The sequence below is a fragment of the Phaeobacter sp. 11ANDIMAR09 genome (assembly GCF_001294455.1).
Lineage (GTDB): Bacteria > Pseudomonadota > Alphaproteobacteria > Rhodobacterales > Rhodobacteraceae > Pseudophaeobacter.
Map to the genome: position 1 here is coordinate 37,724 of NZ_LIKT01000030.1, position 11,522 is coordinate 49,245.

General features: G+C 60.3%; 8 protein-coding genes. 6 read left to right on the forward strand and 2 right to left on the reverse strand.

Features of this window, described 5'->3' with window-relative positions:
* Nucleotides 1-2 precede the first annotated feature (2 nt).
* Entirely contained in the window at nt 3-2,777 is a 2,775-nt protein-coding gene (gene fdhF / locus AN476_RS19390) for a formate dehydrogenase subunit alpha (RefSeq protein ID WP_054463430.1), read from the forward strand.
* Nucleotides 2,778-3,071: 294 nt separating this feature from the next.
* Here fdhF and AN476_RS19395 read toward each other — a convergent pair whose 3' ends face one another.
* A complete protein-coding gene (locus AN476_RS19395) occupies nt 3,072-3,353 on the reverse strand; it encodes a DUF1330 domain-containing protein (protein ID WP_054463431.1) in 282 nt (93 codons plus the stop codon).
* Nucleotides 3,354-3,412: 59 nt separating this feature from the next.
* Here AN476_RS19395 and AN476_RS19400 point away from each other — a divergent pair, with 59 nt between their 5' ends.
* Nucleotides 3,413-4,357: a LysR family transcriptional regulator gene (locus AN476_RS19400; RefSeq protein ID WP_253279939.1), complete on the forward strand. Its 945-nt coding sequence runs from the start codon at nt 3,413-3,415 to the stop codon at nt 4,355-4,357.
* Here the strand turns inward: AN476_RS19400 and AN476_RS19405 are convergent.
* Nucleotides 4,311-4,952 carry a TetR/AcrR family transcriptional regulator gene (locus AN476_RS19405; protein ID WP_054463432.1) on the reverse strand — a complete coding sequence of 214 codons (642 nt, stop codon included), beginning with the start codon at nt 4,950-4,952 and terminating at the stop codon, nt 4,311-4,313. The two genes, AN476_RS19400 and AN476_RS19405, sit on opposite strands and share 47 nt — an antisense overlap.
* 104 nt (nt 4,953-5,056) lie before the next feature.
* Here AN476_RS19405 and AN476_RS19410 point away from each other — a divergent pair, with 104 nt between their 5' ends.
* The 4 genes from AN476_RS19410 to AN476_RS19425 all read left to right on the forward strand — a co-directional run bounded on the left by AN476_RS19410 (nt 5,057) and on the right by AN476_RS19425 (nt 11,482).
* A complete protein-coding gene (locus AN476_RS19410; RefSeq protein ID WP_054463433.1) occupies nt 5,057-6,619 on the forward strand; it encodes a trimethylamine methyltransferase family protein in 1,563 nt (520 codons plus the stop codon).
* A 105-nt stretch (nt 6,620-6,724) separates the two neighbouring features.
* A complete protein-coding gene (locus AN476_RS19415) occupies nt 6,725-8,770 on the forward strand; it encodes an NADH:flavin oxidoreductase (protein WP_054463434.1) in 2,046 nt (681 codons plus the stop codon).
* 1 nt (nt 8,771) lies between these two features.
* On the forward strand, nt 8,772-9,497 hold the full coding sequence (locus AN476_RS19420; RefSeq protein ID WP_054463435.1) for an NAD(P)-binding domain-containing protein: 726 nt from the start codon (nt 8,772-8,774) through the stop codon (nt 9,495-9,497).
* 2 nt (nt 9,498-9,499) lie between these two features.
* On the forward strand, nt 9,500-11,482 hold the full coding sequence (locus AN476_RS19425; protein WP_054463436.1) for an FAD-dependent oxidoreductase: 1,983 nt from the start codon (nt 9,500-9,502) through the stop codon (nt 11,480-11,482).
* The last annotated feature ends 40 nt before the right edge of the window (nt 11,483-11,522 follow it).

Sequence of the window (11,522 nt, forward strand, 5' to 3'; positions counted from 1 at the left end):
ACATGAGCGATAAAATCACATTCATACTCGATGGCGAACAGGTTACCGCAGATGCGGGCCTCACCATCTGGGAAGTCGCAAATGGCCGCGGCCTGAAAATTCCGCACCTGTGCCACAAGCCGCAGCCCGGTTATCGCCCCGATGGCAACTGTCGCGCCTGTATGGTCGAGATCGAAGGCGAGCGCACTCTGGCGGCCTCCTGTATTCGCGAACCCTCCGAGGGCATGGTGGTTGTCACCAATAACGCCCGCGCCGAAGGCGCCCGCAAAATGGTGATGGAGCTGCTTGTTGCAGACCAGCCCAAGCAGGAAGAGGCGCATGACAAATCCTCGCACCTGTGGGACATGGCCGAGCTGAACGGCGTATCAGATTCGCGTTTCCCCAAACTGGAAGAGGGCCGCATTCCGCTGCTGGACGACAGCCATGTGGCGATGTCCGTCAACCTGGATGCCTGTATCTCTTGCGGTCTCTGCGTGCGCGCCTGCCGTGAAGTGCAGGTCAATGACGTGATTGGTATGGCCGGTCGTGGCCATGATGCCTATCCAGTGTTTGATATCGCTGACGACATGGGGGCTTCCTCCTGTGTGGCCTGTGGCGAATGCGTGCAGGCCTGCCCCACCGGTGCGCTGATGCCAGCTGCTGTGCTGGATGACGCCGGTCAGGGGGATCTCAAAGACTATGATTCCGAGACCGAAAGCGTCTGCCCCTTCTGCGGCGTTGGCTGCAAGGTCAGCCTCAAGGTCAAGGACGGCAAGGTCAAACATGTGGAGGGCATCAATGGCCCCGCCAATGAGGGCCGTCTTTGCGTCAAAGGCCGCTTTGGCTTTGACTACATCCACCACCCCCACCGCTTGACCAAACCGCTGATCCGCCGTGATGATGCGCCTGCCAAGGGGCTGAATGTCGATCCCGGCGATCTCACGACCCATTTCCGCGAAGCCAGCTGGGAAGAGGCGATGGAGCTGGCGGGAACCCGTCTGAAAGCCTTGCGCGACGAAGACCCCAAATTGGTGGCTGGTTTTGGCTCGGCCAAATGCACCAACGAAGAGGCCTATCTCTTCCAGAAGTTCATTCGCCAGGGCTTCAAGCACAACAACGTCGACCACTGTACGCGTCTGTGCCACGCCTCCTCTGTGGCGGCGCTGATCGAAAACGTCGGCTCCGGCGCGGTGACCGCGACCTTTAACGAGATCGAAAACGCCGATGTGGCGATCATCATCGGCTCCAACCCGATCGAGAACCACCCCGTCGCGGCGACCTATTTCAAGCAGTTCACCAAACGCGGTGGCAAGCTGATCGTGATGGATCCGCGCGGTGTCGGCATGCGCCGCTTTGCCACCGAAATGCTGCAGTTCCGTCCAGGCGCCGATGTCTCGATGCTGAACGCTCTGATGCATGTGATTGTCGAAGAAGAGCTATACGACCAGTCTTACATCGAAAAGTTCACCGAGAACTGGGAGGCCGAGAAGCAGCATCTGGCGCAGTTCACGCCAGAAGCAATGTCAGAGATCTGTGGTATCTCGCCCGAACAACTGCGCCGCACCGCACGGACCTTTGCCAAGGGCAAGGCGGGCCTGATCTTCTGGGGCATGGGTATCTCTCAGCACATCCATGGCACCGACAATTCACGCTGCCTGATCAGCCTGGCGCTGATGACCGGCAATGTCGGCAAACCCGGCGCTGGTCTGCATCCGCTGCGCGGGCAGAACAACGTGCAGGGCGCATCTGATGCGGGGCTTATTCCGATGTTCTTGCCCGACTATCAGTCGGTGATGGATGATGGCATCCGCAAGAGCTTTACCGATGTCTGGGGCGGGGGAGACTTCTCGAACGAGAAAGGCCTCACCGTGACCGAGATCGTCGATCAGGCCTATGCGGGCAATATCAAGGGTATGTATATCCAGGGTGAAAACCCGGCGATGTCGGACCCAGACGCAGATCACGCCCGCGAAGCCTTTGCCAAACTGGATCTGATGATCGTGCAGGATATCTTCCTGACCGAAACGGCCAACTTTGCCGATATCATCCTGCCCGCTTCGGCGCTGTATGAAAAGAACGGCACCGTCTCTAACACCAACCGTCAGGTGCAGCGGGTGCGTCCCGCTGTGGCGCCTCCGGGTGAAGCGCGCGAGGATTGGAAGGTGACGGTTGAGCTGGCGCAACGCATTGGCCTGCCCTGGGACTATTCTGATGTCTCCGAGGTTTTTGCCGAGATGAAGCTCAATATGAAGTCGCTCGACAATATCACCTGGGAACGTTTGGAAACCGAGACCATCACCTACCCGTCGCTGCACGAGACCGATCCCGGTCAGGCGATCGTGTTTGGCGATGGTTTCCCGCGGGCTGAAGGCCGCGCCCGCTTTACGCCGGCCAGCGTCATCGCGCCGGACGAGGCCCCGGATGCGGAATACCCGATGATCATGACCACCGGCCGTCAGCTGGAGCATTGGCATACGGGATCAATGACCCGTCGTTCGCTGGTGCTGGATGCGGTGGAGCCTGAAGCCAACTGCTCCCTCAACCCCAAGACGCTGCGCGCTATGGGGGTTGAGCCTGGAGATATGGTCCGCCTGTCGACACGGCGTGGCTCAATCGAGATCATGGCTCGCGCCGATCGCGCCATAGCCGAAGACATGGTCTTTGTGCCCTTCGCCTATGTCGAGGCAGCGGCCAATATTCTCACCAACCCGGCGATTGACCCTTACGGCAAGATCCCCGAGTTTAAGTTTTCGGCGGTGCGCGTCGAAAAAGCCGAAGGCCAGATTGCGGCCGAATAATCGGACTGTCCATTTCGGACCTTTCACAGCAAGCGCGGCATCTCGGATGTCGCGCTTTTCTTTTTTTGAAGAGCTGCGGTCAAGGAGCCCGTCAGGGCCCGCGCATCGCGCGGCCTGTCCTTGAGGGCAGCTCTTCGGAGATCAGACTTGATCTGGCGTCTTGAGGGGCAGACCTGCCCCTCAATCGCTTCTCAGCAGGCCCTGTTGCGCCGGGCGTAGCCCGGCGCTGGGCCCAACGGGAGGGGGCGGGGCTTTGCCCCTGCGCCTGACGGGCGGGAGCCCCCCCCTTTGTTCTTAAGCGAGCAGAGTGATGGCCGAGCGGCCAGCGCTGCGGCGCAGGGCATGGGTCTCTTGCAGCTCTGGATCGGTGATCCAGGCTTTGGCTGCTGCGACATCGGGGAATTCAAGAATGACGCCAATACCGGTTTCGTCCCGGCTGCCTTCGATCACAGTCTGACTAGGGGTCGAGATCAGAGGTTTGGCGCCGTGCTTTTTCAGGGCTGCCCCGGCCTTTGTTCGGTAGGCCGCCATCTTGTCAGCGTCTTCCAGCACCAGGTTCACATATACATAAGCCATAAGTTGTCCTTTCTTTGCGATGGGACAGAGATGGGTTGGGGGTGTCCGCAAGAAAACACATGCTTTCGCGTTCCATGCATGCAAAAATGCATGTCATGCAGATCAACTGGGATGACATGCGCACAATCTTGGCCTTGGTCCGGGCCGGAACGCTGGCCGGCGCCGCCGAGGCGCTATTTGTCAGTTACACCACCGTGGCACGCCGGGTGCAGCGGGCAGAGGAAATGTTGGGGCGACCTTTGTTTGAACGGCGACCCGAAGGCTATCTGCCCAGCCCCGAGGCGCAAGAGCTGGCCAGAGCCGCGGCGCTTATGGAGCAGCAGGAGCAAGAAGCGCTGCGCAGGTTGTCTGGGCGGGATCAGGCGCTTTCGGGGCCACTCACACTGACAGCACCACAGCTTTTAATTCAAAGCCATCTGGCCTCTTTTCTGGCCGCGTTCTGTCGGCAAAACCCCGAGATAGAATTGAGCGTCAGGGCCACAAATGATGTGTTGGACCTGGCTCGGCGCGAGGCCGATCTGGCCATCCGGATCAGCAAATCCCCAGGGGATAGCTTGGTTGGCCTGCATCTCGCGGATCAGAAAACCACCTGCGTTGCCCTGCCCGAAATCGTCGCACGGGCAAAGGCTGAGCCTCAGGCGGCTCTGGATTGGGTGCTCTACAGCGGTCACGAGGCCCCGCCCAGAGTGGCATTGGCTCTTTATCCTAACGCCCGTATCACAGCGCGTTTTGACGATATGACTTCGCTTATTGCAGCAGCTAAGGCAGGCATGGGCGTTGTGCGCATGCCGCTTTACCTGGCGCAGGATGAGCCTGATCTACGCCCGCTGCCGTGTCTCGCCCCGCAGGACTACGCGCCGATCTGGGTGCTCAGTCACCCTGATCTGCAGACCTCAGCCAAGGTGCGCCAATGCAAGGCTGCTTTGAAGGGGTATTTTCGCAGTCGCCAGGAGGATTTTAGCGCAGAACGGCCGGGTTTCCGCCAGGCAGGTGACGGGCCATGAAGCGGTCTGTATCCGCCTTGCTTGGGCTCTGGCCAGTAAAGACCTCAACGTAATCCGGCATCAGGGCCAGCCGTCTGTCTTCTTCCTCGCGCACCTGCATCGAGATATAGCCGATCTGGGTGTAGATCATGGTGCGCGCCCGCACCAAAGCGTTTTCGGTGCCATAGCCAAAGCGCTCCAACATGGCGGCCATTGCTGCCTCGCGGCGGGCATCGGCCTGATCGAGGCGTTGCTGAAGGTCGGCGTCATTGCGGGCCCAATTGCGGATCGCCAGATCAAGTCGAGAATCAAAAAGATCCGCATCCAGCCAACAATCAAACAGGTTGAAGACCGCCTCGCAGATAGTGGCGGCATAGGCCTCGGTTTGGGCGACCAGATTGCCGGTGTTCTTGTCTTCCCAGCGACGGACCATCGCTTCGAGAAGAGCCTCGCGATCCTTGAAATGCCAGTAAAAACTGGTGCGCGAAACTCCCAGCTTCTTGGCCAGGGGCATGATGCGCACCGATTCGACGCCATTTGCTGTCAACTCTTCGTAGGCGGCGATCAGCCAGGCCTCTTCCGAGGTCGGCAGGCGGGTTTGATCCTGGATAGTCATGCAAATGTCCTAACACCGACACGCAGAAGTCGCAACGGAGTTGACAGGTATGATTGTTTTATTGACACATATGTCAGGAGACATATTTCCAGGAGGGCTTGAGGATGGGCGAAGCGCAGGTGAAATCTCGGGGCAGGCGGTCGCGGCGCAGCGAGGGGCGAACGGCGGAACCGGGGCAAAATACCCATCTCAAAGTGCCCTTCATCACCCGACAGATACCAACCTACGACATCCTTTCCGAAGAGAGCCTGGATAGGATTGAAGCCACCGCCGAGCGCATCATGGCGGAAATCGGCATCGAGTTTCGCGAAGACCCAGAGGTGGTCGAGTTGTTCCGTGCTGCCGGTGCAAAGGTGACGAATCTGACGGCTGACAGCTGGAACCTCAAGTTTGAGCCCGGCATGATTCGCAAGATCCTGTCGACAGCCCCGGAACGTTTTACCCAACACGCGCGCAACCCCGCCAATACGGTCGAGATCGGTGGCGATGCCATGGTGCTGGCGCCCTCCTATGGCTCTCCCTTTGTGATGGATCTGGATAAGGGGCGCCGCTATGGCACCATTGAGGACTTCCAGAACTTCGTAAAGCTGGCACAGATGAGCCCCAACCTGCATCATTCCGGCGGCACCATTTGCGAGCCCACGGATATTGCGGTGAACAAGCGGCACCTGGATATGGTCTATGCCCATATGCGCTATTCTGACCGCGCCTTTCTGGGGTCGATCACCGCACCGGAGCGCGCCGAAGACTCTATCGAAATGTGCCGCATCTTGTTTGGCGCTGATTTTGTCGATCAGAATTGCGTCATCATGGGCAATTTCAACACCACCTCGCCGCTGACCATGGATGGTGTCACCACCCGGGGCATTCGCGCCTATGCCGCGGCGGGCCAAGGCTCGATTCATTTGCCCTTCCTGTTGGGCGGAGCGGTGTCGCCGCTGACCATCGCCGGATCTGTTGCGCAGTGTCTGGCGGAAAGCATGGTCTCTTGTGCCATTACCCAGCTGGTACGCCCCGGATCCCCTACGGTTCTGGCCTCCTTTATCAGCTCTATGTCGCTGCGCTCTGGTTCACCCACCTTTGGCACGCCCGAGCCCGCATTGGGATCACTGGCGATGGGGCAGCTGGCGCGTCGGTTGAAGCTGCCGCTGCGCTGCGCGGGGAATTTCTCAACCTCAAAATTGCCAGACGGCCAGGCGATGCAGCAGTCGATGATGTCGATGATGTCGGCGGTGCAATGCGGCGCGAACTATATTCTGCACTCTGCGGGGTTTCTGGATGGGCTGCTGTCGATGTCCTACGAGAAATTCATCCTCGACACCGATCTCTGTGGTGCTTTGCATTCCTACCTCAAAGGATTTGAGGTGACCGAAGACACCCTGGGCTTTGACGCTCTGGCCGAGGGTGGTCCAGGCCAACATCTTTTTGCCACTCAGCACACCCTGCGCCATTACCAGACGGCCTATTGGGACAGTGCAACAGACGATCATCAGCCCTGGGAAAGCTGGGACGAGCAAGGCGGCATTGATGCCGCCACCCGCGCCAATGCCCGCTGGAAGGCACAGCTGGCGAGCTATGAAGCGCCGCCAATGGATCCCGGCACCGATGAGGCGCTGCAAGAGTTCATCACCAAAACCAAAACTGCGATGCCAGATGCCTGGTATTGATCCGCCTCCCTGTGCGGCAGGGGCTGTACATGCGCCCCTGCCGGGGTTTCAATCCAAACCACCCCAGATCTAGGCCCGTTTCACGCGCCGCCCAGGAGAAGACCAATGTCCAACGACCCGCTGTTGCAACCCTACACCCTGAAACATCTGACCCTGCGCAATCGGATCATGACCACCAGCCATGAACCCGCCTATCCCGAGGAGGGCATGCCCAAGCAGCGCTATGCCGCCTATCATGCGGAGCGGGCCAAAGCAGGCGTGGCCCTGACCATGACGGCAGGATCTGCTGCGGTGTCTCGCAACAGCCCACCGGTGTTCAACAATATCCTCGCCTATAAGGACGAGGTGGTGCCCTGGATCCGCAACATGACCGACCAGGTGCATGAGCATGGCGCGGCGATCATGATCCAGCTCACCCATCTGGGTCGGCGCACCCATTGGAACAAAGGCGATTGGCTACCTGCTATCTCAGCCACCCGGCATCGCGAACCGGCGCATCACGCCTTTCCAAAACTGGCCGAAGACTGGGACATTACCCGCGTTATATCGGATTTCGCCGATGCGGCGGAACGGATGAAAGAGGGTGGCATGGACGGGGTCGAGATCATGACCCATGGCCATTTGCTGGATCAGTTCATCTCGCCATTGACCAATGATCTGGATGGACCCTATGGGCGGGAACATCTGGAAAGCCGGATGCGGCTCACCACTGATATTCTGGCGGCGGTGCGCGACCGTGTGGGCGATGAATTTGTCGTCGGCGTGCGCTTTGCCCCGGATGAAGCGCAAGAGGGCGGCATCACGGCAGAGATGGGCGTGGAGATTGCGCAGATCCTGAAGGACAGCGGTCATGTGGACTACCTCAACATCAACCGCGGGCGCATCCATACCGATCCGGCGATGACCGATATGATCCCGGTTCAGGGCATGAAGAACGCGCCGCATCTGGATTTTGCCGGAACCGTGCGCGCCAAGACGGGCATGCCGACCTTCCATGCCTCTAAAATTCCTGATGTGGCCACGGCCCGCCATGCGGTCTCGTCCGGATTGTTGGATATGGTCGGGATGACGCGGGCGCATATGGCCGACCCCCATGTGGTGCGCAAGATCATCGAGGGTCGAGAGGATGACATTCGCCCCTGCGTTGGCGCCACCTATTGTCTTGATCGGATCTATCAGGCGGGAGAAGCCCTCTGCATTCACAACCCGGCCACGGGGCGCGAGCTGACCATGCCGCATGAGATCATGCCTGCCGAGCAGACAAAGAAAGTGGTTGTCGTTGGGGCTGGGCCTGCTGGTCTGGAAGCCGCGCGGGTGGCGGCCGAGCGCGGCCATGAGGTCATCGTGTTTGAAGCGCAGCCCGATCCCGGCGGCCAGATCCGCCTGACTGTGCAGAACCCGCGTCGGGCCGAGATGATCTCGATCATCGATTGGCGCATGGCGCAATGCGCGGCGCGCGATGTGGAGTTCCGCTTTAACACCTGGGCCGAGGCCGAGGATGTGACTGCGCTGAACCCGGATGTCGTGATCGTTGCCACTGGCGGCATGCCCAATACCATGCTGCATGAAACCCGCGATGAAGCGACCAATGTGGTGACCAGCTGGGATATCATCTCGGGAGATGTGAAGCCGGGGTCCAACGTGCTGATCTATGACGAAAGCGGCGACCATCCCGGGGTCATGGCCGCCGAAGTGGCGGCCAATGCCGGCGCCAAGGTTGAGGTGATGACACCGGACCGCACCTTTGCCCCGGACATCATGGCGATGAATCTGGTGCCCTATATGCGGGCACTGCAGGATAAGGATGTGACCTTCACCGTCACCCGGCGTCTGCTGTCGGTTGCTCCCGATGGCAACCAGCTGACGGCCACTATTGGTACCGACTACAGCAGCCATACATCTGAGGCGCAATATGATCAGGTGGTAGTGAACTACGGCACCCTACCACTGGATGAGCTTTATTTTGACCTCAAGGAACGATCCTCAAACCGAGGCGAGGTGGATCAAAGCGCCTTGATCGAGGGCCGGGCCCAGGCCATTGCCAGCAACCGCGAAGGACAGTTCCAGCTGTTCCGCATTGGCGATGCGGTCGCGGCCCGCAATACCCATGCGGCGATCTATGATGCCCTGCGCCTGCTAAAGGATATCTGAGGTGCGGCTGGGTTTCATCGGCACCGGGGTGATTGCCTCGGCAGTGGTGCGCGGATTGGCGGGGCAGGGGCATGAGATCCGGGTGAGTGCTCGATCCAAAGCACGCTCAGCGGCCCTTGCGGCGGAAATCGCAGAGGTGCAGATCGCCCCGCTGCAAGAGATTCTGGATCACAGTGAGATCGTGTTTCTGGGCCTCATGGCTGAAGCTGCGCCGCAGATCCTGGAAGAGCTGAGCTTCCCGGCAGGAGTGCGGATTGTCTCCCTGATGGCGGGGCCAGACCTGGAACAGGTCGCGAGCTTGGTTGCGCCTGCACAGGCCACGGCGGTGATGATGCCTTTCCCAGGTATCGCCCAGGGTGGGTCCGCCATCATGGCGCTGGGCGATACCACTCTGCTGGAACAGATCTTTGCCCCACGCAATACCGTCTTTGCGCTGCGCGACGCTGCTGAGCTGGAGGCCTTTCTCTGCGCTCAGGCGGTGATGTCCCCTGTGGCGCAACTGACCTCGGCTGCATCAACCTGGCTTGGGGGTCGGGTCGCGGATCCAGATCAGGCCGAGGCTTTCCTGCGGATGTTGATTTCCTCCAGTCTGGCCGCTGGTCCGGCAGAGGATCTGATTGAGGCCTTGAATACCCCTGGCGGCTACAACCAGCGCCTGCGCTTGCACATGGAAGAGGCCGGGATGGTGCAGCAGCTCACGGCGGGGCTCGACAAGTTGGAGAGTTAATCATGGCACCCTATCCACATCTCTTTAAGCCACAGAAGCTGCGCCACAAGACGCTGCGCAACCGAGTGGTCTTTGGCGCCCATACCACAAATATGGCCCAGGATGGCCTGCCGGGGGCTGCCCATGCCGCCTATTACCTGGAGCGCGCCCTGGGCGGAGCGGCGATGATCGTGGTGGAGCCGATGCCGGTGCATGCTGCCGCTGTGCTGACCCGCGGCAATTTTCTGCACTCATCCGATGCGGTGATCCCGCATTTTCGCAAACTGGTGGAACCCTGCCAAGCAGCGGGCGCGGTGATGATACAGCAGCTCTATCACGTGGGCGCCCATGGCGATCAGGACAATTCCTGGCACGCGGCCTGGTCGCCCTCGGGCGGGCCCAGCTACCATGACAGCGACGGCAGCCACGCCATGTCTGAAGCCGAGATCGAAGAAACCATTGAAGGCTTTGTGCAAGCTGCCATCCGCTGTCAGAGAGCGGGCTTTGATGGGGTCGAGGTCTGGGCTGCCTATCACTGTTTGCTGGACCAGTTCTGGACACCATTCTCCAATAGTCGCGACGACAAATGGGGCGGCTCGTTGGAGAACCGCACCCGGTTCTCGCGCGAGATCCTGTCCCGCATCCGCAGGGCCTGCGGCGAGGACTTCATCATCGGCCTTGCGGTGAATGATGAGCCCGGTGTTGAGGTGGCGCTAAGCCGCGAAAGCATGGCCGAGATCGTCGCGCTGCATGATAGCGAGGAGCTAATGGACTATGTCACCATCGGCTCCGGATCCTATTTCGACTTCGCCCGCCTCATTCCCAGCTTCCAAGAGGGGCAGATGCTGGGGGTGGACCTGTCTCAGAGCCTCAAACAGGTGGTGCGCAACGCGCTGGTCACTGCCGAAAGCCATATCCGCACGCCGGAGAATGCCAATACGCTGCTGGGGGCTGGGCAGGCCGATATGGTCTCAATCGTGCGGGGGCAAATTGCCGATCCGCATCTGGTCGCCAAGGCTTCAGAGGATCGCGCAGCGGATATTCGCGGCTGCCTCTCCTGTAACCAGCAATGCTGGGGGCGGCGCGGACGCGACTATTGGATCTCTTGCCTGATCAACCCATCGGTTGGCCGCGAGGCCGACTGGGGCGGTGATCGGTTTTCCCGGGCCGTGCAGCGCAAATCGGTTCTGGTGGTGGGCGGTGGCCCGGCTGGGCTGGAGGCCGCACGAGTGGCGGCCGAACGTGGCCATCGCGTGACCCTGGCCGAAGCCAGTCCGGAATTGGGCGGGCAATTCCGCCTGGCAGGGCTGCAGCCACGCCGCGCCCAGATCACCGACTTGATCCAATGGTATGCGCGACAGCTTGACCAGCTCGGGGTCGAGGTCTGTTTTAACCGTTATATGGATGCTGAGGATGTTCAAAGGCATGGGGCCGATGAAGTGGTGCTTGCCACCGGATCATTGCCGCAAGAAACTGGATTCCAAAAGGCGCTCCCCCATCTGGCTGAGCTCCCCGGCCTGCCGCGGGGCCGCGTCTGGTCCGCAGAGGACGTATTGTCGAACCGTGCCCGTCTGGGAGACCATGTTGTGGTTCTGGATGAAGGCGGCAATTGGCGCGGCTGCGGGACCGCCTGGCATTTGACTGAACAGGGGTATCGCGTCACCCTGGTGACACCGGATGGCTTGGTGGGCAAAGAACTGCAGCGCTCCTCGACGGATTTGGCGCTGCGCCGAGCGCTGGCCAGCGATGGGGTGCGTTTTATCACGGATGCCGCCATAGGCAGCTGGGGGCCAAAGGGAGCAGAGGTGCTGTCGCTTTTGACGGGCGCCACAGAATGGCTCGCGGCAACGGACCTGGTGATGGCTACGGTGAATGTCAGCGATATGTCCCTCAGGGATGAGTTGCATGCTCTGGGTGTCACCTCAACTTTGATCGGCGATGCAAATGCCCCGCGTTTGGCGGCTCAGGCCATCTATGAAGGTCGCGCCTGGGCCCTGACACTGTGACAGAGACGGATTCGCTTTTGGAATCGCCCCATTGTTGGCT